At 68.3% G+C, this 22,938-nt stretch carries 20 protein-coding genes; 5 read left to right on the top strand and 15 right to left on the bottom strand.

Translation table 11 applies throughout. The annotated features are described in order from the left end of the window. Positions 1-9: 9 nt before the first annotated feature. The 4 genes from JWQ81_RS26785 to JWQ81_RS26770 all read right to left on the bottom strand — a co-directional run bounded on the left by JWQ81_RS26785 (position 10) and on the right by JWQ81_RS26770 (position 3,495). Positions 10-1,866: a serine/threonine-protein kinase gene (locus JWQ81_RS26785; protein ID WP_297545734.1), complete on the bottom strand. Its 1,857-nt coding sequence runs from the start codon at positions 1,864-1,866 to the stop codon at positions 10-12. 115 nt (positions 1,867-1,981) lie between these two features. Next, positions 1,982-2,413 (bottom strand): hypothetical protein, encoded by a 432-nt coding sequence (locus JWQ81_RS26780; RefSeq protein ID WP_297545732.1) that lies wholly within the window; start codon positions 2,411-2,413, stop codon positions 1,982-1,984. A 40-nt stretch (positions 2,414-2,453) separates the two neighbouring features. Continuing rightward, positions 2,454-2,792 carry an AzlD domain-containing protein gene (locus JWQ81_RS26775; RefSeq protein ID WP_297545731.1) on the bottom strand — a complete coding sequence of 113 codons (339 nt, stop codon included), beginning with the start codon at positions 2,790-2,792 and terminating at the stop codon, positions 2,454-2,456. Continuing rightward, complete coding sequence (locus JWQ81_RS26770; RefSeq protein WP_297545730.1) at positions 2,785-3,495, bottom strand: AzlC family ABC transporter permease; 711 nt, start codon at positions 3,493-3,495, stop codon at positions 2,785-2,787. The genes JWQ81_RS26775 and JWQ81_RS26770 overlap by 8 nt, the downstream gene beginning before the upstream one ends. An 81-nt stretch (positions 3,496-3,576) precedes the next feature. Here JWQ81_RS26770 and JWQ81_RS26765 point away from each other — a divergent pair, with 81 nt between their 5' ends. Continuing rightward, positions 3,577-4,017, top strand: a complete 441-nt coding sequence (locus JWQ81_RS26765) for an Lrp/AsnC family transcriptional regulator (protein WP_297545728.1) — start codon at positions 3,577-3,579, stop codon at positions 4,015-4,017. Here JWQ81_RS26765 and JWQ81_RS26760 read toward each other — a convergent pair. Further along, a complete protein-coding gene (locus tag JWQ81_RS26760) occupies positions 4,001-5,245 on the bottom strand; it encodes an MFS transporter (RefSeq protein ID WP_297545726.1) in 1,245 nt (414 codons plus the stop codon). The two genes, JWQ81_RS26765 and JWQ81_RS26760, sit on opposite strands and share 17 nt — an antisense overlap. 81 nt (positions 5,246-5,326) lie before the next feature. On the opposite strand from JWQ81_RS26760, the gene JWQ81_RS26755 reads away from it, so the two are divergent. Then, positions 5,327-6,211 carry a LysR family transcriptional regulator gene (locus tag JWQ81_RS26755; protein ID WP_297545724.1) on the top strand — a complete coding sequence of 295 codons (885 nt, stop codon included), beginning with the start codon at positions 5,327-5,329 and terminating at the stop codon, positions 6,209-6,211. On the opposite strand, the gene JWQ81_RS26750 is transcribed toward JWQ81_RS26755, so the two are convergent. The 10 genes from JWQ81_RS26750 to JWQ81_RS26705 form a co-directional block, all read right to left on the bottom strand. Beyond that, positions 6,170-7,342, bottom strand: coding sequence for an MFS transporter (locus JWQ81_RS26750; protein ID WP_297545722.1), 1,173 nt, complete (start codon positions 7,340-7,342; stop codon positions 6,170-6,172). The genes JWQ81_RS26755 and JWQ81_RS26750 overlap by 42 nt on opposite strands. Before the next feature lie 240 nt (positions 7,343-7,582). Beyond that, the gene (locus JWQ81_RS26745; protein WP_297545720.1) at positions 7,583-7,849 is read right to left on the bottom strand and encodes a hypothetical protein; all 267 of its coding nucleotides are present in this window, start codon (positions 7,847-7,849) and stop codon (positions 7,583-7,585) included. 120 nt (positions 7,850-7,969) lie between these two features. Beyond that, positions 7,970-8,563, bottom strand: coding sequence for a TetR/AcrR family transcriptional regulator (locus JWQ81_RS26740; RefSeq protein ID WP_297545805.1), 594 nt, complete (start codon positions 8,561-8,563; stop codon positions 7,970-7,972). Between the two features lie 8 nt (positions 8,564-8,571). Beyond that, positions 8,572-9,402, bottom strand: coding sequence for an NAD(P)-dependent oxidoreductase (locus JWQ81_RS26735; protein WP_297545718.1), 831 nt, complete (start codon positions 9,400-9,402; stop codon positions 8,572-8,574). Between the two features lie 25 nt (positions 9,403-9,427). Beyond that, complete coding sequence (locus JWQ81_RS26730; RefSeq protein ID WP_297545716.1) at positions 9,428-10,591, bottom strand: acyl-CoA dehydrogenase family protein; 1,164 nt, start codon at positions 10,589-10,591, stop codon at positions 9,428-9,430. Then, on the bottom strand, positions 10,588-12,543 hold the full coding sequence (locus JWQ81_RS26725; protein WP_297545714.1) for a biotin carboxylase N-terminal domain-containing protein: 1,956 nt from the start codon (positions 12,541-12,543) through the stop codon (positions 10,588-10,590). Before JWQ81_RS26725 ends, JWQ81_RS26730 begins: the two co-directional genes overlap by 4 nt. Before the next feature lie 11 nt (positions 12,544-12,554). Beyond that, complete coding sequence (locus tag JWQ81_RS26720) at positions 12,555-14,153, bottom strand: carboxyl transferase domain-containing protein (RefSeq protein WP_297545712.1); 1,599 nt, start codon at positions 14,151-14,153, stop codon at positions 12,555-12,557. Beyond that, positions 14,150-15,298, bottom strand: a complete 1,149-nt coding sequence (locus JWQ81_RS26715; RefSeq protein WP_297545711.1) for an acyl-CoA dehydrogenase family protein — start codon at positions 15,296-15,298, stop codon at positions 14,150-14,152. The genes JWQ81_RS26720 and JWQ81_RS26715 overlap by 4 nt, the downstream gene beginning before the upstream one ends. Then, complete coding sequence (locus JWQ81_RS26710) at positions 15,295-16,989, bottom strand: acyclic terpene utilization AtuA family protein (RefSeq protein ID WP_297545709.1); 1,695 nt, start codon at positions 16,987-16,989, stop codon at positions 15,295-15,297. Before JWQ81_RS26710 ends, JWQ81_RS26715 begins: the two co-directional genes overlap by 4 nt. Then, a complete protein-coding gene (locus tag JWQ81_RS26705) occupies positions 16,986-17,777 on the bottom strand; it encodes a TIGR03084 family metal-binding protein (protein ID WP_297545707.1) in 792 nt (263 codons plus the stop codon). Before JWQ81_RS26705 ends, JWQ81_RS26710 begins: the two co-directional genes overlap by 4 nt. A 205-nt stretch (positions 17,778-17,982) precedes the next feature. Between JWQ81_RS26705 and JWQ81_RS26700 the strand changes: the two genes are divergently transcribed. The 3 genes from JWQ81_RS26700 to JWQ81_RS26690 all read left to right on the top strand — a co-directional run bounded on the left by JWQ81_RS26700 (position 17,983) and on the right by JWQ81_RS26690 (position 22,774). Beyond that, positions 17,983-18,819, top strand: coding sequence for an enoyl-CoA hydratase-related protein (locus JWQ81_RS26700; protein WP_297545705.1), 837 nt, complete (start codon positions 17,983-17,985; stop codon positions 18,817-18,819). Further along, entirely contained in the window at positions 18,816-19,475 is a 660-nt protein-coding gene (locus tag JWQ81_RS26695; RefSeq protein ID WP_297545703.1) for an acetoacetate decarboxylase family protein, read from the top strand. The genes JWQ81_RS26700 and JWQ81_RS26695 overlap by 4 nt, the downstream gene beginning before the upstream one ends. A 320-nt stretch (positions 19,476-19,795) precedes the next feature. Then, complete coding sequence (locus tag JWQ81_RS26690; RefSeq protein ID WP_297545702.1) at positions 19,796-22,774, top strand: ribonucleoside-diphosphate reductase subunit alpha; 2,979 nt, start codon at positions 19,796-19,798, stop codon at positions 22,772-22,774. The last annotated feature ends 164 nt before the right edge of the window (positions 22,775-22,938 follow it).

Here is a 22,938-nt window from a genome sequence, read left to right as displayed (position 1 = left end):
TTCTTCCCGTCACGTCCGCGGCAGCTTGGCCGCCACCACACCGGCCAACTGCGTGGCCGGGCCGCACAACCCGCTGGACGGCCCCTTGCCATAGACGACCACCAGCGCCGTCTCCGCCACCTGGTCGCCGTTGCCGTTGGTGAACGAGCGGTCGACCACCCTGGCCTGGCAGGTGTTCGAGGCGTAGTCGTCGGTCAGCACAAAGGCGCTGTGCCCCGACAGTTTCACCTCCCGGCCGTCGTCTTGGGTCGTCGGCGGCTGCCCCTGGTCGAACACCACGAACACGGAGTTGTCCGAGTCGGTGCTGTCCCATTTGCAGGCCCAGTTCCCGAACCCTGGCGAGACCTTCGGCGAGTCCACTTTGGACATCTTGCTCAGGCTGGGTGTGTCGAGCAGGGCACACGCGTTCATCCTGGCCAGTGAATCAGCGGCGAACGGTGCGGTTCGACGCGGAATGCCCGTAGCGGCCAGCATTTTCGACGCGCCCGCGGTCATCGTATCGGCGATCGGGCACAGGTCGACGGTGTCCTTGGCGTCCACTTTTACGGTGATCGCGAGCTGGTAGTTCTTCGGCAGCAGGAGCGTCCGGTCGCATTGGCGGTCCGCGGCCGGGGCCCGGACGACGTCGAACCCGGACGACTTGACCGGCTGGCCCTGCGGCGGCCCACCCGAAGCCGGCGGCAGCACCCACTCCACCATGGCGTCGACCGTCTGACCGCCGGGCCGCTGGATCACTACGTCGCAGCGGTCGAAGTTGCCGTACGCCGGGTCCACCGCGGAATCTCCGAGCGTCGAGTACGCGGAGGGGTCGACGAGGCCGCAGGGATCGGCCGCGCGGACGTCGGCCGTGCTCAGGTCGGCTTTCGAAGGCACGACGGCCGCCGAGGTCGCCGACTGCGGAGAGGGTGGTGGGGCCGCGGTCTTCGTCGCGGCCCGTTCAGGCACGACGATGACCAGCACCACCGCCACGACGATCACCGCCACCATGACGGTGGCCGCGGCGAGGATCCCGCGGCGTCGACGTCGACGCGGGACCAGCGACGCCACTGGGACGGTGTCCTCGTCCGTACCCGGCATGGCGGCTTCGAGCAGCTCGCGCGCCCCGGCCGCGGTAGGCCGCTCGGCCGGTTCCGGCCGCATCAGCGAAGCGAGCACCGGGGTCAGTTCTTCGGCGCGTTTCGAGCTGGCTATCTCGGCGGCCGCGGCCCGGCGCAACATGACGTACGGGTTGTCGCCGCCGAACGGTGACCCACCCTCGATGCCGGCGAAGAGCGTGGCTCCCAACGAGAAGACGTCGGATGCCGGGGTGGGCTCACCGCCGTTCGCGATCTCCGGCGCCAGGTATCCGGGGGTCCCGCCGGCGCCGACCGTCTCGGTCGCCGTCTCGTCACCGGCCACCGACCGTGAGATACCGAAATCGGTGAGCTTCACCAGGCCGGATTCGGTGATCAGCACGTTGCCCGGTTTGACGTCGCGGTGCATGATTCCCTGCGCGTGCAACGCCTCCAGCGCGCCGGCGAGCTGCCTGCCGATCGCGCGGACCTGCCGCACGGACAGCGTTTGCCCGCCGTCGAGCAGCTCGGACAGGCTGCGTGAGGGCACGTACTCCATCACGAGCCAGAGCTCGCCGCCCTCGCCGTCGACCACACCGAGGAACGTGACGACGTTCGGATGGGTGATCCCGGCCGCGATCCGCGCTTCCCGGCGAAGCCGCCGCTGGGCCGTGGGGCTGTTCAACTGGGCTTGTTTGAGCGCCACCGTCTGGTCGAGCTTCTCGTCATGGGCGCGCCAAACGACGCCCATGCCGCCTGAACCGATCTGCTCGACGAGCCGGTAGCGGCCGGAGATCAGCTGGCCGACGTCCACCCAAGCTCCCCTCGGCGTGACCTGACTACACCCGGACCGTCACCTGAAGTAACGATAGCGGATCACGCCCGGTATCGACCTTCGGTGCGAAGTCGCGCCAGGTCAGCGCCGGTACTCACCCGTCGATCCAACCGCTCAGGTGCAGGTCGGGCCCACCTCCGGAACCCGAGCCTGAACTGCCGCCCATCGGCTGCCCGTCCACGGTCACGTTAGCTGCGGAGGACCCACTGTGCGGGATGTCCAGGTCCCACTTCTGGGTGCCCTGACCTGCGGGAACCAGCACCGTCTTCGTCCATGGCAGTTTGATGTCATGTTCGGTGACCGACTTGCCGTGGTCCAGATACGTCAACTCCGGTACCGGACCGTCACCGGTGATCGTGAAGATGACGACGTGCGGCTTCGGCGAGTCCGCCTTCGACGACGGCGTGGTCGCGACGGTGGGGACCGTGGTGGCCGACGGCGACCCACCCACACTCTCCGTGCACCCGGCGAGCATGCCCGCGGCCACCACCGCGACGACGACCCCGGCAAGACGACGTTCGATCATCGCCCGATCGTAGGACACGAGATTCGGGACCGGTCCCGGATCATCCGGAGAAGGCCGGCACGCAGTTCACGAGGACGACGTAACAGGCGGTGCCGCCGAGGATGCTGAGCACACCACTGCGCCGCCACAGGTGCAAACCGATCGTCACGGTGAGCCCGAGCGCTTCGGGAATCCCGTAGGGCGCACGGAAAACCGTCACCGGCCGCAGCAGGTACACGACCAGGATCACCATGATCCCAGCCGGCATGTGCCGAGCGAGGAACGCCGCCAGCCGAGACGACCGGAGCGGGCCGAGGAGGGCGAACGGCAACGCGCGCAAGGCGAAGGTGATCGACGCGACGAGCACCACCGCGGCGGCGACGTACCCGTTGCTAGGCATCAACGGCTCCGTCGGCTCCGGCGCGGTCGGTGAACCGGTATCGCGCGAGCAGCCCGAGCACGTACAGCGCCATCGCGACGACCAGCGTGGCATCGGGAACGACCAGCCGCGCCACCACCGCGCAGCCGACGGCCAGTACCGGGCCGGGGAGGTCCTGCCCTTTTCGGCAGGTTTCCAGTGCCAGCACGGTGAACAGCGCGATCAGCGCGAAGTCCAGACCCCGGATCGGGCTGGGGAGCCAACCTCCGACCACCGCGCCGGCAAGCCCGCCACCGACCCAGTAGGACTGCAGAAAGGCCTGTGTCCACAGGATGCGCTTGCTGGAAAGGGAATCGGCGGCACGGGCGGCAGTGAGTGCGTAGGCCTCGTCGATGAGCGCGAACATCGCGTACGCCTTGGCGAGCCTGCCGCGAACGCGATGCAACGGGAACGACAGGCCGTAGAACAGATGTCTGGAGTTGACCAGCAGTGTGGTGAGCGCCAGCGACGGCAACGGCGTCACCACGACCACCAAGCCGACGAGCAGGAACTCCAGCGAACCTGCGTAGATCAGGCCGCTGAAGATCGGTGTCCACCACCACGCCAGCCCGGACTGCACCACCAGCAGCCCAAAAGTGATCCCCAGCGGGAACATCCCGACCCCAACCGGGAGGGTCTCCGCCAAGGACACCCTGAAGTCGGTACAGCGGTGAGTACTGGTCATGGACGCAACGCTAGGGCAGAACCCGCGTCACACGATTGCGACTATTGCCCTGGCTGGTCAGGTTTGAGCACTATTAGCCGCATGGATCGAGTAGATCGCGCAATAATCGAGCAGTTACGCCGTGACGCCCGGATCGCCAACACCGAGTTGGCCGATCGGGTCGGCCTCACCCCGGCACCCTGCCTGCGCCGGGTCCGGCGCCTCGAGCAAGACGGCGTGATCACCGGCTACCACGCGAGCGTCGACCCCGAGGCGGACGGCCGGGCGTTCGAAGTGATCGTCAACGTCGACCTCGCTGTCAAGGACCGGGCGACCGTCGAGAGCTTCGAAGCCCACGTGGCGACCTACGACGAGGTGATCGAGTTCCGCCGCATGTTCGGGCTGCCCGACTACTTCCTGCGGATCGCCACCGCGGACCTGACCAGTTTCGAGACCTTCGTGACCACGAAGCTCGAAGACACCCCTGGCCTGGCCCGCGTCGACTCCCACCTGACGATGAAGGTGATCAAGCAGGAACGGTAGCGGCGAGGGTGCGGCGGCCTGCCCAGAGCACCAGCACCAGCTCGATCGCCGCGAACGCCACCAGCACCGCCCAGCTCGGCTCCCAGATCAGGGCGAGCCCGATGAGGACCGCCGGGATCGCGAGCCCGACGTAAGCGGCGAGGAACAGCGCGGCGAGCACTTCACCACGTTGCGGTGCTTCGGCCAGGGACGCGGCCGTCGCGACCGACGCCCGGAAGTTCAGGCCGAGCCCGGCACCGGCGAGGATCCCGCCGACCAGGAAGAACCACAGGCTGCCGGCCAGCGCGGCGGCCGGAATGGCGACCAGCCCGACCGAGATCAGGGTCAACCCGATCCGCAACTGCGACCGCGTCGACTTCGACGCGAACACCAGCTGGGCCAAGGCGCCGGCGGCGAGCAACGAGAACGTCGTGAGCCCGCCGACCAACCGGGACGACTCGTGCAGGAGCTGTCCGAGCAACGTCGGTGCCAGCGCCATGTACAGCCCGCTGAGGGCCATCGCCGCGAACGCGCCGAGGGCAGCGCCCACGAAAGCGGGCCGGGCGGCAGCAGGCAGCGACACGCGCTGCGGCCGGTAGGCCGGACGTTCCTCAAGCCGGACAACGGTTTCCGGGACCAACGTGATGGCGATGGCGCTCACCAGCAGCAGCACCAGGAACACGACGAACGGCGTGGTCAGCGGCCTCCCCACGTACGCCGTCAGCAGACCGCTGACGAGCGGGCCGAGCGAAAGCCCACCGAGGTTGACCACCGTCGCGATCAGCCCGGAATGGGCGACATCCTCGCCGGGCCGGGAAACCAGCCGCAGCTCGGACAGGTGCGCGGTGGCCGTCGCGGTGACAGCGCCGATTCCGATCCCGCTGATCAGCCGGGCGAGCAGCAACCCCGGTAGATCGGGCCAGGTCAGGAACCCGACCGCGGCGAGCGCTTCGGCGAGTAAGGCCAAGAGGATGACCGGGCGGCGTCCGAACCAGTCGCTGACGTGCCCGACGAGGTAGAGGCTGGCGACGACGCCGACGGCGTACGCGGCGAAAACGACCGTGATCACCGGCGTGGGAAAGCCGTCGCGCTGCTGGTAGAGCCCGTAGAGCGGGGTTGGCATGGTCGAAAACGCGAGTGAAATCCCGAACGCGGCAGCGACGACCCAGAAGCCGCCACCGTGGCCGACCCGCAGGCGGTCGGGACGTGCTGAGGGAGCAACGGGACGGAGTGCGGTGGTGTGTGTCATGACTCCACCATCGCCCCGGCTATGCATCAAGTCCAACGAAAGATAATGGTGCTATTTATCGAGATAGGCGATAATTGACCGATGGAGACGCGTCAGCTCGAATACTTCGTCGCGGTGGCCGAGGAGCTGAGCTTCACCCGCGCCGCGCGACGGCTGTTCGCCGTGCAATCCACCGTGTCCGCCGCGGTCAAGTCGCTCGAAGCCGAACTGAAGACGTCGCTGTTCGACCGGTCGACCCGGCGAGTGGCGCTCTCCGCGGCCGGCAGCGCTTTCCTGCCCGAGGCGAAGGCCGCGCTCGAAGCGTTCGACCGCGCGAGATCGGTGGTCCAGGAAGCGTCCGAGGGACTGCGCGGCAGCATCCGCTTCGGCACGATGTCCAGCGTCGGCGTACTCGACCTGCCGGGCCTGCTCGGCGCGTTCCACCAGCGATACCCGCTGGTGGAGATCGCCGTTTCGGTGTCCCCGACCGGGTCGACGGGCCTCGCCGAGGACGTCCGGCACGGCAGGCTCGACGTCGCGCTGGTCGGCGCGTCCGAGCCGGAGCTGTCCGGGTTGCGGTCGCGGCGGCTGGGCACCGTGCCCTACATCGCTGTCGTCCCGCTCGGTCACCGGCTGGCGGACGCCGAAACCGTGACGCTGGCGGACTTGGCCGGGGAACGGTTCGTCGACGCCCCGCCGGGGTTCAGCAACCGCATGGCCATCGACCGCGCGTTCGAGCTGCTCGACGCACCCCGCCGCGTCAGCATCGAGGTGGCTGACCTGAGCACGGTGCCGAACTACGTCGGGGAGGGCCTGGGTGTCGCGGTGATCCCCGACGTCGGCGGCCTGCGGCATCAGGGCGCGGTCACGGTGCCGATCGCCGAGCTGGCGCTGGTCTGGCCGTTCACCATCGTGACGCTCGCGGATCGGCCGCCCAGCCGGGCGTTACGAACGCTGCTCGACCTGATCGACGAGCGAGCCTCGTGAGACGCGCATAGCGGGCGCGACGAAGTAGATCGAGGCCGTGAGCAGCCCGGCGGCGGCCAGGGCCAGATGCAGTCCGACGAGGTTCTTCAGCGCCCCGATGATGACCGGGCCGACCAGGAAGCCCAGGTAACCGCAGGCGGCGACGGCCGCGATGGCCTTGCCAGGCGAGTCCGGCTGCTTGCGCCCGGCCGCGCTCCACGCCAGCGGCACGATGCCCGAGACCCCGAGTCCGATCACGGCGAACGCGGCGATGCCCACGGCCGGGACAGGCACGGCGACCAGCAGCGCGAAACCACCGACGGTGATGACGGTGGCGACCCGCATGAACAGCACGGCCCCGGTGCGGAGCACGATCCGGTCGGCACCCAGGCGAACGACGATCATCGTGATGGAGAAGGCGAAGTAGCCGAGCGAGGCGAACGCGGCGGAAGCCTCGGAGACGTTCGTGAGGTACACCGCGCTCCAGTCGTTCACCGTCCCTTCGGCGAAGAATCCGCAGAAGGCGACCAACCCGAGCGGTAGCAGGACGCGGCTCGGCAGGGCGAACGCGGTTTCGCCCTGACCCTGCTCGGCGCCGGAGAGGAAACGCGTGGTCACCGCCCAGATCCCGGCCAGGAAGAGCACGACAGCCGTCGCCGAGAAGTGCAGTTCCAGCGGGACGCGCCACATGGCCATCAACGCACCCAGGCCCGAGCCGGCGAGCCCGCCGACGTTCCAGAAGGCGTGGAACCCGGCGAAGATCGGGCGACCGTACTCGCTCTCCACCCGTGCGGCGTGGGCGTTCATCGACACGTCGAGCAGGCTGTTGCCGAAGCCGAGGACGACCAGCGCCGCCACGAACCACGGCAACCCTGGGGCGAAGGCGACCAGCGGAAGCCCGGCGCAGAGGACCGTGGCACCCACGACGACACCGACCCGGCTGCCGACCTTGGTGATGAAACCTCCCGCGCCCAGCAGCGCGATCACCGCGCCCGCCGCGAGCCCGAACAGGCCGATCGCGAGCTGTCCCGCGCTCAGTCCGAGCTTCTCCTGCACCGCGGGAATCCGCGCGGCCCAGGTCGCGAACGCGGCGCCGCAGACGGCGAACACGACCGACACGCCGAACCTTGCCTGGCGAGGATCGGTAGTCACGCCCCCACCCTAGCCATCGCAACTCGACGGCGAGTTGCGGTACTTAGGGCTTGCAACGATCGCAAGTCGCCGTCGAGTTGCGGAGGCCTGGGCTCCCACTTTTGCGCTTTTGCGGGGTAGGGCGCGTGCGCAATAATCGGCGCGTGCAACGAGGGCACAAAAGTGGAAAAGTGCCCGCTAGGCGGACGCGAAGCGCATGCGAGTGCGCGCAGGGCGCACGCAGGTGTGCGCCGAGTGCACTCAGGCGGCGGTGGTGGCCGTGATGGCGAGGGCTGCGAAGCCGGCTTCGGTGAGCTCGGCGGGGACACGGCCGGTGGCCACGGTCAGATCCGCGGGGCGGATGTAGCCGGCGGTGGCGAGCTGGTGTGCGGTCATCTGGTCACAGCAGGCGAAGCCGTCGATGAACAGGTCGGGCTCGCAGCTGCACGACATCTGCGCGCGGTGGGAAGCCACCGCCCGAAGCATCGCCATGGCTCGATGGGAAAGCTCGACACTGGAACCGGACACCGGACTACCTCTCGCCAGAAACCCCAAAACACTTACACCGGGTTATCGCCCGCTGCTCCAAAAGTGTTAACGATCTCTCAGATGTTGTCTAGACCCATCAGTATCCGTAGCGGTGAGTGGTCATTTTTCGCCGACGGCCGGTCCGAGGACCTGGATCCACTGCCGAGCGATCTGCTGACGCCGTTTCGTGTCGTCGGTCAGCAGGTTCGCCAGGCCGAGCCCGCGGGCAAGATCCAGCGTGGCCTGAACCATCTCCCGGACGCCCGGGTGCGACTCGTCGACGTCGAGCAGCTCGACCGCGACGCGGTGCGCCTCGCGTCCGACCCGCGCCTCCAGCGGTACCAGCGTCCGCCGCAGCGCCTCGTCGGTCGACGCCGCGACCCACAGGTGCAACGCCGCGCGGAACAGCGGTCCCGCGTACAGGTTGAGCACCATGTCGACCACGCGCTCGGTGCGCGACTCACCCGTGGGTAGCTCCCCCGCCCGCCGACGAAGCTCGACGATCTGCACCTCGCCGACATGTTCCACTGCCGCGGCCACCAGGTCCTCCCTGGTCGGGAAATGGTGCTGCGCGGCGCCGCGAGAAACCCCGGCCCGCTCGGCGATCACCGCGACCGTCGTCCCGTACCAGCCGAGCTCGGCAATGCACTCGACCGCGGCCTCGACCAGACGCCGCCGCGTGGTCCGGCTGCGCTCCTGCTGGGGCTCCCGGATCGCCCCGCTCAGGGCTCCACCCAGAAGTCCAGCTGGAGGTCCTCTTCCGTGCCGCCGATCCGGTACTTGGCGAAGTCGGTGACGCCCTCGGCCGCGAGCACCTCGTCGTCGATGAAGAAGTTCCCCGAGACGGCCCGGCTCGACTTCGTGAGAATCACGTACGCGGCGTCGGCCATGATCTCCGGCGTCCGCGAGCGGTCGGCCAGCTCCGCGCCGACGACGTTGCGGATCGCGGCGGTGTCGATGGTCGTCCGCGGCCACAGCGAGTTCGCCGCGACTCCGTCCTTGCGCAGCTCAGCCGCCAGACCGACGGTCACCAGGCTCATCGAGTACTTCGCGATGCTGTACGCGAGGTGCCCGGCGGCGAACCACTTCGGGTCGAGGCTGATCGGCGGCGACAGCGTCAGCACGTGGCCGTTCGACGACTTTCGGAGGTGCGGGATCGCCGTCTTCGACAGCAGGAACGAACCGCGCGCGTTGATGTCCTGCATGAGGTCGTAACGCTTCATGCTCACCGAGTCGGTCGGGGTGAGATCGATGGCGCTCGCGTTGTTCACCACGATGTCGATCCCGCCGAACTGCTCCACGGTCTGCGCGACGGCCGCCGCGACACCCTCGTCGTCACGGACGTCGCCCACGATCGGCAGCGCGTGGCCGCCGGCGTCCTCGATCGCCTTCGCGGCGGTGTAGAGGGTGCCCGGAAGCTTCGGGTGCGGCTCGGTCGTCTTCGCGAGCAGCGCGATGTTCGCGCCGTCCCTGGCGGCTCGGATCGCGATCGCCTCGCCGATCCCGCGGCTGCCGCCGGACATGATGATCGTCTTCCCTGCAAGATTCGACACGTGCGCTCCTGGTTCGGTGAGGCTTTCAGTAGGACTTGGGCAGGCCGAGGCTGTGCTGGCCGACGAAGTTCAGCACCATCTCCCGGCTCACCGGGGCGATGCGGCCGAGCCGGACGGCCGAAAGCAATGTGCCGAGGCCGTACTCCGACGCCAGCCCGTTGCCGCCATGGACCTGCACGGACTGGTCCACCGCGCGGATCGCCGCCTCCGCGGCCGCGTACTTGGCCATGTTGGCCGCCTCACCCGAGCCGAAGTCGTCCCCGGAGTCGTAGAGCGCGGCGGCCTTTTGGGTCATCAGCTTCGCCAGTTCCAATTCGATCTTGATCTGCGCGAGCGGGTGCGCGAGACCTTGGTGCGCCCCGATCGGCGTGCCCCAGACGTTGCGCTCTTTCGCGTAAGCCACGCCCTTGTCCAGCGCGTATCGGGCGATCCCGCAGGAGAACGACGCGCCCATGATGCGTTCGGGGTTCAGCCCGGCGAACAGCTGCGCGATCGCAGCGTCCTCGGAACCGACAAGCGCCTCGCGCGGCAGCTTGACGTCGTCGAGGAACAGGCCGAACTGCTTGTCGGCCGACACCATGTCCATGTCGATCTGGCGGTACTCGAAGCCCGGGGTGCCGGTCGGGACGATGAACAGCGCCGGCTTGAGCTTGCCCGTCTTCGCGTCCGCCATCCGGCTGACGACAAGAACCGCGTCGGCTTCATCCACTCCGGAGATGTACACCTTGCGTCCGTTGAGGACCCAGCCGTCGCCGTCGTGGGCGGCGGTCGTGGTGATGCGGTGGGAGTTCGAGCCGGCGTCCGGTTCGGTGATGGCGAAGGACATCCGCACCTCGCCTCCGGCGAAGCCCGGCAGCCACTGCTGCTTCTGTTCGCCGGTGCCGAACCGCGCGATGACCGTGGCACAGATGGCCGGGGACACCACCATCAGCAGCAACGGCGTCCCGGCCGCGGCCAGCTCCTCGCACACCGCCGCGAGGTCGCCGATCCCGCCGCCACCGCCGCCGAACTCCTCCGGCACCGAAACACCGAGGTAGCCCAGCCGTCCGGCCTCGTCCCACAGCTCGTTGGTCTTGCCGCCGGACCGCGCCTGCTTGAGGTAGTAATCGTGGCCGTATTTGGCGCCGAGGGCCGCGACCGCCGTGCGCAGATCGGCCCGCTCCTGCGACTCCTGGAAGTTCGTCGTCACTCCTGCTCCTTCACCACAGCCAGAATCGTGCCCAGGTCGACTTGCTTGCCCACGGCCACCAGCTCGGAGACCACTCCGCCTGTCGGCGCCGAGATCTTGTGTTCCATCTTCATCGCTTCCAGCCACAGCAACGGGTCCCCGGCGGCGACGGTGTCCCCATCGGACACCGCGACCCGCACGACCGTGCCCGGCATCGGCGCGACCAGTGAGCCCGCCGCGAGCGCGGCGTCGGGATCGGCGTAGCGAGGTTCGGCGACGAACGCGACCGAGCCCAACGCCGAGTCCACACACGACAGTCCTTCGTACCGGCCGACACCGAACGTCCGCCGGACACCTGCGACGTCGAGTACCACGGTTCCGGGCCGGGCTTCGACAAGGTCCACATCGGAGTGTCCCTCGGCGACCAACCCGGACCTGCCCAGCCGGTAGGCGACTTCGTATTCCACCCCACCCGCCGAGTACCGCTTACGTTGTGGAGCCGACGGTACGTTGCGCCAGCCACTCGGCAAGCGCGACTGCGTCTTCGCCGACTCACGATTGGCTGCCGCATCGGAGAGAGCCGCCGCGAGCGCCGAAAGCCGTGTCGCCTCGTCATTCGCCAACGGCCGCGACAAGGTGTCGAGACCATGCCTGTCAAAAAAGGCGGTGTCCGTCTCGCCAGCCAGGAAAGCGTCGTGCCGCAACACGTTCACCAGGAGGTCCCGGTTGGTGACCACGCCGTGGATCTTCGCGCCCGCCAGCGCGGTGGCGAGACGTCGAGCGGCTTCGGCACGATCCGGCGCCCACGCGATGACCTTCGCCAGCATCGGGTCGTAGTGCACGCCGACAACCGATCCGCTGATCACCCCGGAGTCCAGGCGCAACCCGAACTTCGCCGGAATCTCGAACTCCGCGTCGACTCCGGGGACCTCGAACCGGTGCAACGTCCCGCTCTGCGGCTGCCATCCCGCGGCGGGATCCTCCGCGTAGAGCCGGACCTCGATCGCGTGCGCGGTCGACTCCGGTGGATCGAGCGGGAGCCGTCCGCCGTCGGCGACCCGAAGCTGCAACGCGACCAGATCCAACCCGGTGGTGCACTCCGTCACCGGATGCTCGACCTGCAGGCGCGTGTTCATCTCGAGGAAGTAGAACCGGCCGTCCGGCCCGGCAAGGAACTCGACCGTGCCCGCGCCGACGTAGTCGATCGCCTTGGCCGCTTTACGTGCGGCTTCGAACAGCTCTTCGCGCATCGCCGGATCCACCAGCGGTGACGGTGCCTCTTCGATGACCTTCTGGTGCCTGCGTTGGATGGAGCATTCCCGCTCCCCGAGTGCCCACACCGTCCCGTGCCGGTCGGCCATCACCTGGACCTCGATATGCCGTCCTGTTTCGAGGTACCGCTCGCAGAACACGGTCGGGTCGCCGAAGGCGGACCCGGCTTCGGCACGGGCGCCTTCGATGGCTTCGGCGAGTTCACCGACGTGCCGGACGATCCGCATGCCGCGACCGCCCCCACCCGCGGAAGCCTTGACCAGCAACGGGAGATCGTCCTCGGTGACCTCGGCCGGGTCCAGTTCGGACAGTACCGGTACCCCGGCCGCCGACATCAGCCGTTTCGACTCGACCTTCGACCCCATGGTGTCGATCGCTTCGGGCGGCGGGCCGACCCACACGAGCCCGGCGTCGAGCACGGCACGCGCGAACGCGGCGTTCTCGGACAGGAAGCCGTAACCCGGATGCACGGCGTCCGCTCCGGTCGTAACCGCGGCTTTGACGAGTAGCTCGGTGCGCAGGTAGGTCTCCGAAGGCGCGTTGCCGGGCAGCCGCACGCCGGCGTCGGCCTCGTAGACGTGCGGCGAATCGATGTCGGCGTCGGAGAACACCGCGACCGTGCCGATCCCGGCGTCACGGCACGAGCGGAACACCCGGCGCGCGATTTCGCCCCGGTTGGCGACGAGCAAGTTGGTGATCACTGGTGTCGCCCCTACATCCGGAAGACGCCGAAACCTTCGGCGCCCTTCACTGGTCCGTTGTGGATGGCGGACAGGCTGAGCCCGAGCACGGTGCGGGTGTCGCGGGGATCGATGATCCCGTCGTCGTAGAGCATCCCGGACAGGAACATCGGCATCGACTCCGCTTCGATCTGCGCCTCGACCATCGAGCGCATGGCCGCGTCGTTCTCTTCGCTGTAGTCCTGCCCCCGGCTCGCGGCGGCCTGACGAGCCACAATGGACAGCACACCGGCCAGCTGGGCCGGTCCCATCACCGCGGACTTCGCGCTCGGCCAGGCGAACAGGAACCGCGGGTCGTACGCCCGCCCGCACATGCCGTAGTGCCCGGCGCCGTAGGACGCGCCCATCAGCACCGAGATGTGCGGCACCTTCGAGTTGGACACCGCGTTGATCATCATCGCGCCGTGCTTGATGATGCCGCTCTGCTCGTACTCCTTGCCGACCATGTAGCCGGTGGTGTTGTGGAGGAACAGCAGCGGGGTGTCGGTCTGGTTGGCCAGCTGGATGAATTGCGCGGCCTTCTGCGCTTCCTGTCCGAAGAGGACACCGCGCGCGTTCGCCAGGATGCCGACGGGGTAGCCGTGGATCGACGCCCATCCGGTCGCCAGGCTGGAACCGTAGAGCGGCTTGAACTCGTCGAAGTCCGAGCCGTCGACCACGCGCGCGACGACCTCACGCGGGTCGAACGGGATCTTGAGGTCGCCGGGCACGATGCCCAGTAAGTCCTCTTCGTCGAACACCGGCTCGGCGTAGCCGGCGACGGGCGCGGAGCCGTGTTTGCGCCAGTTCAGCCGCCGGACAATGCTCCGGCCGAGGCGGATCGCGTCCTGCTCGTCGACGGCCAGGTAGTCGGCGAGCCCGGATGTCCGCGCGTGCATCTCCGCGCCGCCAAGCGACTCGTCGTCGGACTCCTCACCGGTGGCCATCTTCACCAGCGGCGGTCCGCCGAGGAACACCTTCGCGCGTTCCTTGACCATGACGACGTAGTCCGACATGCCCGGCAGGTACGCGCCGCCGGCCGTCGAGTTCCCGAACACCAGCGCGACGGTCGGCACCTTGGCCGCGGAAGACCTCGTAAGGTCGCGGAACACGCGCCCGCCCGGGATGAAGATCTCCTTCTGCGTCGGCAGGTCCGCGCCGCCGGACTCGACGAGGTTGATCATCGGCAGCCGGTTCTGCGCGGCGATGTCCGCGGCCCGGAAGGACTTCTTGGTGGTCCACGGGTTGCTCGCGCCACCCTTCACCGTCGGGTCGCTCGCGGCGATCATGCATTCGACGCCTTCGACCACCCCGATCCCGGTGATGACGCTGGCACCGACGTGGTAGGCCGAACCCCAGGCGGCAAGCGGCGAAAGTTCGAGGAACGGCGAATCCTCGTCGATCAGCAGCTCGATGCGTTCCCTGGCCATGAGCTTGCCGCGTTTGCGATGGCGCTCGACGTACTTCTCACCGCCGCCTGCGATCGCCTTGCCGTGCTCGGTTTCCAGCGCGGAGAGCTTCTCTAGCATCGACTCGCGGTTTTCGGCGAAATCCGTGCCTTCGACATCCACTGTGGACCTGATCGTGGTCATGACGTGTATCCCAATCGCTTCGCGGCCAGCCCGGCGAGGATCTCGTTGGTTCCGCCGCCGATGCCCAGGATCCGGACATCGCGGTAGTGGCGTTCCACTTCGGACTCCCGCAGGTAGCCGATCCCGCCGTGCAGCTGCACGGCCTCGTTGACCACCCACTCTGCCGTTTCGACCGCGGTGTTCTTCGCGAAGCAGGCTTCGACGATCACCTCTTCACCGGCGACGTGCCGCAGCGCGATCTGCCTGGTGTAGGTCCTGACGACGTCGATCTTCCTGGCCATCTCGACGAGCTTGTGCTGCACGAGCTGACGCGAGATCAGCGGACGCCCGAACGTCTCCCGCAGCCGGCACCAATCCAGCGTCAGGTCGAGGGCGCGCTGGGCGTGCGCGTAACCCTCTACTGCCATGGAAAGCCGTTCAGTGACGAACTGCGTGGCGATCTGCACGAACCCGCTGTCCTCGGCGCCGACGAGGTTCTCCACCGGCACCCGTACATCCACATACGACAGTTCGGCAGTGTCCGAGCAGAGCCAGCCCATCTTCTCCAGCTTGCGCGTCACCGTGAAACCGGGCGTACCGCGTTCGACGACGATCAGCGAGATCCCGTGGGCGCCCGGACCGCCCGTCCGCACGGCCGTGGTGACGAAGTCGGCGCGGCAGCCCGAAGTAATAAAGGTCTTGGCGCCGTTGATGACGTACTCGTCACCTTCACGGCGGGCCGTGGTGCGGATCCCGGCGACGTCGGAACCGCCGTCCGGCTCGGTGATCGCCAGCGACCCGATCTTGTCGCCGGCCAGCGTCGGCCGCACCCAGCGCTCGATCTGCACCGGATCCCCGGCGCCGACCAGGTGCGGCACGGCGATCCCGCAGGTGAACAACGACGCCGTGAGCCCGCCGGAACCGCCCGCGTAGTGCATTTCCTCGGTGATGGTCAGCGCGTCGACATAGTCACCTCCGCCGCCACCCGCGCTCTCCGGGAACGCGACGCCGAGCAGGCCGAGGTCACCAGCCTTGCGATGCAGTTCGCGAGGCAGTTCTCCGGCGCGCTCCCACTCGTCGAGGTACGGCAGGATCTCGGTTTCGGTGAACCGGCGGACGGTCTTGCGCAGCGCGACCCGTTCCGGCGTGCTGAAGGGATCGGTCACAGGAGCGCCTCCGGGATGTCGATCTCGCGCCCGCGCAACCACTCGCCGAGGGCTTTGGCCTGCGGGTCGAACCGCGCCTGGGACGCGACCCCTTCACCCAGCAGCCCCTCGACCACGAAGTTCATCGCGAGCAGGTTCGGCAGCAGGTAGCGCCGCACCGGCAGGTCCGCGGTTTCGGGCAGCAGCAACCGGAACTCGGCGACCGTCAGCCGGTGGCAGAGCCAGTCCCACGCCTCGCGCGACCGCACCCAGACGCCGAGGTTCGCATTGCCGCCCTTGTCTCCACTGCGGGCACCGACGATCGTGCCCAGCGGCACGCGTCGCGTCGGCCCGGACGTCGGCCGAGGCGGCAGCTCCGGATCGTCCACATCGGACAACTGCAGCGTCTCGACGATCGGCACTATGTCGACACGCGTCCCGTCCGGGCGAACCGCGACGTGCGGAACCTCTTTCGCATCCACAAAGGACGCCGTGTAGACGCCGTACGGTGAAGCGTTCGACGGTGGTGCGGTGACATGGAAGCCGGGATAGCTCGCCAGCGCGAGCTCGATCGCCGCGCCGCTGAAGGCGCGGCCGGCCACGTTCGCGTCGGCGTCCTTGACCGCACAGTGCAGCAGCGCGCTCGCGCGCTGCTGCGTGTTGGCGTCAGGGTGGTCGGTCCTGGCGAGTGTCCACTTGAGTTCCGCGGGCGGGTTCGCCTTCAACGCCAGCTCGAGCTGCGACTGCACGAGTTCGGCCTTCTTCTCGATGTCCAGTCCAGTGAGGACGAACGTCGTCTCGTTGCGGAAACCACCGAGGCTGTTGAGGCACACCTTCAACGTCGGAGGCGGCGGCTCGCCGTGCGCGCCGCTGATCCGGACGCGGTCCGGGCCCTCCGGCGCAAGTTCCATGGTGTCGAAACGGGTAGTCACGTCCGGGCCGGCATACCGGGCGCCGGTGATCTCGTAGAGCAGTTGCGCGGTGACCGTGCCGACGTTGACCACGCCGCCGGTGCCTTCGTGCTTGGTGATCACACTCGACCCGTCGCCGTGAATCTCCGCGATCGGGAAACCGGGCACGCCGAGTTCGTGTTCGGCGAAGAATGCATAGTTGCCGCCGGTGGCCTGCGCGCCGCATTCGATGACGTGCCCGGCAGCGACCGCGCCGGCCAGCGCGTCGTAGTCGTCGCGAGCCCAGCCGAAGTGCGCGGCGGCCGGCCCGACGATGACCGAAGCGTCGGTGACCCGACCCGTGACGACCACGTCCGCACCGGCGTTCAGACAGTCCACAATGCCCCACGCACCGAGATAGGCGTTCGCCGTCAACGGTTTCCCGAGCTTCAGCTCGCCCGCGCGAGCGACCAGATCGTCACCTTCGACATGCGCGACGGCGATGTCCAACCCCAGCTTCGCGGCCAGCTCACGCAACGCCTCGGCCAGCGCCGCCGGGTTGAGCCCACCGGCGTTGCTGACGATCTTGACGCCTTTTTCCTTGGCCAGACCGAGGTTCTCCTCCATCTGGCGGAGGAACGTCTTGGCATAGCCGCGGTTCGGGTCCTTCATCCGGTCGCGGCCGAGGATCAACATGGTCAACTCGGCAAGATAGTCACCGGTCAGCACGTCCAGCGGACCGTCGGTGAGCATCTCGCGGACCGCCGAAAACCGGTCACCGTAGAACCCTGACGCGTTTCCGACGCGCAGCGGACCGGTCACGAGAACTGGCCCGCTTTCCGGCCGGCGCCGGGCATCCCGGCGAACGCCTGGGCGATGCCGAGCCACTCCCGCGCGCCTTCGCCGGTGGCGACGAGGTCCGTGTCGTCCGGATGGCGGCGCTGCGTCACGACGAGGCAGAAGTCCAGTGCGCTGCCGGTGACCCGCTGCTCGGCATCCTCGGGCCCGAACGCCCAGGTGGAGCCGTCCGGCGCGGTCAGTTCGACGCGGAATTCGTCGACGGGCGGGGCCAGCGAGTTGAGTTTGAAGGCGAAGTCCCGGGTGCGGGTACCGAAGCGGGCGATGTGCCAGAGCCGGGCCGTCGGCACACGTTCCTGGCCCAGCGCGTCGAAGATGTCCTGCCCGTGGGCCCAGGTCTCCATCATCCGCGCTGTCGCCATGGACGCCGCGCTCATCGGCGGGCCGTACCAAGGCAGCTTCTGGCCGTCCGGCACGGCGGCCAGCGCGACGACGAGGTCCGTCCTGCCCTCACGCCACTCGGCGAGCAACTCGCGGGGCGCCTTGTCGGCGCCCTCGGCCGCACCCTGGTCGACGAAGTCCGCACCGACGCTGAGCGCCTTCTCGACCTCGCCGGGGAAGTCTTCCGGTCGAGAAGCCGCGACCAGCGACTTCCGGTCTGTCCAGGCCAGGTGCGCGATCTGATGCGCGATCGTCCAGCCCTCCGCCGGCGTCGCGCGAGCCCAGCCCGACGCCGGGAGCGCCGCCACCACGTCGTCGATCACCTGGGTCTCCGTCGCGAGATCCCCCAGGATCGCACCAAGATCAGCCACAGCCCGCCTCCTCGCGTCCCCTCCACCCTCGCACCGCTCCCACTAAAAATCAAGCGCGCATGCTTGTTTTTGGACGTGCGGCTCCAGGACCCCTCGGGGCCACCCTTGTGGCTTCTAACGCCACAAGGGTGGCCCCGAGGGGGCTTCGCCCCACCTGCACTATTGACACCTTGCCAGTAGCGGGTGGGGTGGCTAGCGTGGCGGAGTGGACTACGCCGACATCACCTACGAGGTGGCCGATCGCATCGCGACGATCACCCTGAACCGACCCGCCGCCCGCAACGGCTACACCGTGCGCATGTCGGACGAGCTCGGCGACGCCGTGAACCGGGCGGACCTCGACGAGGACGTCCGCGTCGTGGTCCTCGCCGCGAACGGCAAGGACTTCTGCGTCGGCGCCGACCTGTCCGGCGGCGGGTTCGACTTCGACGTCGAGAACGGCTCACCCGAGGGCTGGCAGGAGCCGGCCGGGCGGGCGTCCAAGCGCATCTTCACGATGGACAAGCCGGTCATCGCGGCGATCCAGGGCGCGGCCGTCGGCGGCGGCATCACCATCACTCTCTCCTGCGACTACCGGCTCGCCTCGGACGACGCGAAGTTCGGGTTCGTGTTCGTCCGCCGCGGCATCTATCCCGAGGGCGCGTCCGCCTGGTTCCTGCCGCGCCTGGTCGGCATGGGCACGGCGACGGACTGGATGATCAGCGGCCGCGTGTTCGGCGCCGAGGAAGCGCTGGCCAAAGGCCTGGTCCACCACCTGTACCCGCGCGAGGACCTGCTCGCCAAGGCCTACGAACTCGCCCGCGAACTCATCGCGAGCACCGCGCCGGTCTCGGTTGCGGTCACCCGCCAGCTGCTCTACCGCATGGCGAGCGCGCCGTCACCGTTCGAGGTCCACGACCTCGACTCCCGCCTGATCGGGAGCTTGCCGATCAACCCGGACGCCGCCGAGGGGGTCATGTCGTTCCTCCAGAAGCGGCCGCCGGAGTTCAAGATGCGCGTCGACACCGACCTGCCGAAGTTCCTGCCCTGGAAAGAACAGTGACCGATTACCCGCCCGAGCCTTGGAACCTCGCCGGCCAGGCGTACGTCTCGACGTGGCGGGTCCCGCTCCCCGATCTGCCCGCGCTGCCCGAGGGTGCCGAGCCGGTCGTCCTCGGCGGCAAAGCCGTGGTCGTCACCGCCTGGATCGACTACCGGAAGCCCGGGCAGCTGACCTACCACGAGCTGCTGTCGACCGTCGCCGTCCGCGGCAGGCGGGCCGCCGCCTCGATCACCGAGATCTGGGTCGACAGCAAGGTCTCGCTCGCCGGCGGACGCGCCCTGTGGGGCATCCCGAAGGACCTCGCGACGCTGCCGTTCCACGAAGGCCGCACGTTCACCGCGTCCGCGAGCACCGAGGACGACTGGAACGCCACCGCCGCGTTCACCCGCCGCGTCGGCGTCCCCCTTGCGGCCCCGGCCGCCTTCGACGTCGTCCAGACTCTGGGCGGCCGGCCCCGACGCAGCCCGGTCCGCGCGAAGGCGCGACCGCATCTCGCGTCGGCGAACTGGAACATCAACCCGGACGGTCCGCTCGGTTATCTGGCCGGCCGCAGGCCGGTGGCGAGCATGATCCTCCGCGACTTCGAGATCAAGTTCGGCGGAGAAACCCACTCCCCGTCGCGCTCTCACCCGTCGGTGCGCCGGGCTGCTATTTAGAGGACGCGTTCCACCTCGTGGACTCCCTCAAGTACGCCTTTAAACCGCCCTCGGCGGGCGCGTTCCGTGACCACCTAACCCGGCTGGGTGAGCCCAGCACATCACAGCGACACGCCACCCATTGGGGCACGTGCAGACTCCGACCCCTACATGTAGTCTCTTGGAACCGGCAGCGCAGGAGCGACGGGAGACCGCTCCTCAGCACGCAATCGGGCCCCAGCCCCAGGCCGGCAGACCTTGAAGGCACCACCTGGAAGTACCGCAGCATCCCGTCCTGATAGACGGTGTGCCGATTCGACGCGCCCTTTTTGGAGACATCTATGTCAGTGGAAACCAGTCAGCGCCCACCCTCCGCGGATTCGGCGGGCGTGTCCGTGAGAGTCATCCGGCGCGACGGCAGCTCCTCGCCCTTCGACTCCGGCAAGATCTCGGTTGCCCTGACGAAGGCGTTCCTCGCGGTCGAGGGCGACGACGCCGCCGCGTCCTCCCGCATCCACCACGTCGTCGCCGAGCTGACCGAACAGGTCGAGGCCTCGCTGCTGCGCCACGCCGGCCCCGAGACCGCGCTGCACATCGAGCAGATCCAGGACATCGTCGAACTGGCGCTCATGCGCGGCGAGCACCACAAGGTCGCCCGCGCGTACGTCCTCTACCGCGAAGAGCGCTCCAAGGCCCGCAAGTCGGCCGAGCCGGTCCACTCCGACGTCGCGATCAAGGTCCGGATCGCCGACGGCACGCTCCAGCCGCTCGACTGGGCCCGCGTGTCGCACGTCGTCGGTGAGGCCGTGGACGGTCTCGAGGACGTCTCCGCCGTACCGGTGCTGGCCGAGGCCAAGCGCAACCTCTACGACGGCATCAGCGCCGACGAGCTGGCGCTGGCCCAGATCATGGCCGCCCGCGTGCTCGTCGAGCAGGAGCCGAACTACTCCTACGTCAGTGCACGGCTGCTGCTGGACAAGCTCCGCGGCGAGGCGCTGACCATGCTCACCGGCAAGCCGACCCTGGCCAGCCAGCAGGAGATGACCGCCGGTTACCCCAAGTACTTCCGCGCCTACCTCAAGCGCGCGATCGAGCTCGAGCTGGTCAACGCCGAACTGAACGCGTTCGACCTGGACAAGATCACCGCCGCGATCAAGCCCGAGCGCGACCAGGACTTCGGCTTCCTCGGCCTGCAGACGCTGTACGACCGGTACTTCCAGCACCACGACGGCGTCCGATTCGAGCTGCCGCAGGCGTTCTTCATGCGCGTCGCGATGGGCCTGGCGATCCGCGAGGACGACAAGGAAGCCCGCGCGATCGAGTTCTACGAACTCCTGTCGAGCTTCCACTTCATGGCGTCCACCCCGACGCTGTTCAACTCGGGCACCACGCGCCCGCAGCTGTCCTCGTGCTTCCTGACCACGGTCGACGACGATCTCGACTCGATCTTCCAGGCGTACAAGAACAACGCGCTGCTGGCGAAGTACTCCGGCGGCCTTGGAAACGACTGGACCCCGGTCCGCGGCCTCGGCGCGCACATCAAGGGCACCAACGGCCAGTCCCAGGGCGTCGTGCCGTTCCTCAAGATCGCCAACGACACCGCCGTCGCCGTCAACCAGGGCGGCAAGCGCAAGGGCGCCGCCTGCGCGTACCTCGAGACCTGGCACGTGGACATCGAGGAGTTCCTCGACCTGCGCAAGAACACCGGCGACGATCGCCGCCGCACGCACGACATGAACACCGCGAACTGGGTGCCCGACGAGTTCCTCCGCCGGGTCGAGGCCGACGCGGACTGGACCCTGTTCTCCCCGAACGAGGCCCCCGACCTGCACGACCTCTACGGCAACGAGTTCTCGGCCCGGTACGCCGAGTACGAAGCGATGGCCGCGCGCGGCGAGATGAAGGTCTTCCGCACGGTCCGCGCCGTCGAGTTGTGGCGCCGCATGCTGACCATGGTGTTCGAGACCGGCCACCCGTGGATCACCTTCAAGGACCCGTGCAACCTGCGCTCGCCGCAGCAGCACATCGGCGTCGTGCACTCGTCCAACCTGTGCACCGAGATCACGCTGAACACCAGCGTCGACGAGGTCGCGGTCTGCAACCTCGGTTCGGTGAACCTGCTCAAGCACGTCACGTCCGAGGGCCTGGACACCGCGCTGCTCGAGAAGACCGTGCGCACCGCGGTCCGCATGCTCGACAACGTGATCGACATCAACTTCTACACGATCCCCGAGGCCCGTCGCTCCAACCTGCGTCACCGTCCGATCGGCCTGGGCATCATGGGCTTCCAGGACGCGCTGTTCGAGATCGGCGTGCCGTTCGCTTCCGCCGACGCCGTCAAGTTCGCCGACGTCAGCATGGAACACGTCAGCTACTACGCGATCTCGGCCTCGACCGACCTCGCCGCCGAGCGCGGGCAGTACCAGACGTTCGAGGGCTCGCTGTGGAGCAAGGGAATCCTGCCGATCGACTCGCTGCAGCTGCTCATCGACGCCCGCCAGGGCGACGGCCTCGACATCGATACCTCGTCCACTTTGGACTGGGCGCCGCTGCGTGAGCGCGTCAAGACCGTGGGGATGCGCAACTCCAACGTGATGGCGATCGCGCCGACGGCGACGATCTCCAACATCAGCGGGGTCGGGCAGTCCATCGAGCCCCTGTTCCAGAACCTGTTCGTGAAGTCGAACATGTCCGGCGACTTCACCGTGATCAACCCGCACCTGGTCGCCAGCCTCAAGGAACGCGGCCTGTGGGACGAGGTCATGGTCTCCGACCTCAAGTACTTCGACGGCAGCCTCGGCCAGATCGACCGGGTCCCCGAGGACCTGAAGGCGTTGTACGCCACGGCTTTCGAGATCGAGAGCAAGTGGATCGTCGACGCGGGCTCGGTCCGGCAGAAGTGGATCGACCAGGCGCAGTCGCTGAACCTGTACATCGCGGCGCCGAGCGGACGCAAGCTCGACGAGCTGTACCGCTACGCGTGGCACAAGGGCCTGAAGACCACGTACTACCTACGGGCCCAGTCCGCGACGCACGTGGAGAAGTCCACCCTGCGCGGCACCGACGGCAAGCTCAACGCCGTCTCGGCCAACACCGCCACGGCCACGTCGGCTGCGTCGGCTCCGGCCCCCGCGATCGCGCCGTCACCGGCCGCCGCCGTGCCCGCGGTTCCGGTGACCCCGCCGGTCGCCGTCGTCCCCGCGACTCCCGCCGTCAAGGCCGAGCCGAAGCCGATGGCGGTGCTCGAGGACATGGACTTCGCCACCGTCGACGGCGCCGCCTGCCGCATCGACGACCCGGACTGCGAAGCCTGCCAGTAACGACCCAGCCCGCCCGCCTCGTGAGTGTTGCGGCCACTTAGAACCGGCTGTCCCAGCCCAGGACATCGTGAACAGTTTATGTCTCAGAACATCGTGAACACTTGCCCGGCCAGCCTGCATGGTCACCGGTCCGAACCCGGTGACCATGCACCATGGCCAGAACA

Source organism: Amycolatopsis sp. (genome assembly GCF_025464955.1).
GTDB lineage: Bacteria > Actinomycetota > Actinomycetes > Mycobacteriales > Pseudonocardiaceae > Amycolatopsis.
This window is presented reverse-complemented; position numbering and strand designations above follow the sequence as displayed.

What these genes read in the sequence shown, in the direction of transcription:
- JWQ81_RS26770 (WP_297545730.1), bottom strand. Translation starts at nt 3,495, where the DNA reads ATGACCAGTACTCACCGCTGTACCGACTTCAGGGTGTCCTTGGCGGAG.
- JWQ81_RS26690 (WP_297545702.1), top strand. Translation starts at nt 19,796, where the DNA reads ATGTCAGTGGAAACCAGTCAGCGCCCACCCTCCGCGGATTCGGCGGGC.
- JWQ81_RS26755 (WP_297545724.1), top strand. Translation starts at nt 5,327, where the DNA reads ATGGAGACGCGTCAGCTCGAATACTTCGTCGCGGTGGCCGAGGAGCTG.
- JWQ81_RS26765 (WP_297545728.1), top strand. Translation starts at nt 3,577, where the DNA reads ATGGATCGAGTAGATCGCGCAATAATCGAGCAGTTACGCCGTGACGCC.
- JWQ81_RS26760 (WP_297545726.1), bottom strand. Translation starts at nt 5,245, where the DNA reads ATGACACACACCACCGCACTCCGTCCCGTTGCTCCCTCAGCACGTCCC.
- JWQ81_RS26775 (WP_297545731.1), bottom strand. Translation starts at nt 2,792, where the DNA reads ATGCCTAGCAACGGGTACGTCGCCGCCGCGGTGGTGCTCGTCGCGTCG.
- JWQ81_RS26720 (WP_297545712.1), bottom strand. Translation starts at nt 14,153, where the DNA reads ATGACCACGATCAGGTCCACAGTGGATGTCGAAGGCACGGATTTCGCC.
- JWQ81_RS26780 (WP_297545732.1), bottom strand. Translation starts at nt 2,413, where the DNA reads ATGATCGAACGTCGTCTTGCCGGGGTCGTCGTCGCGGTGGTGGCCGCG.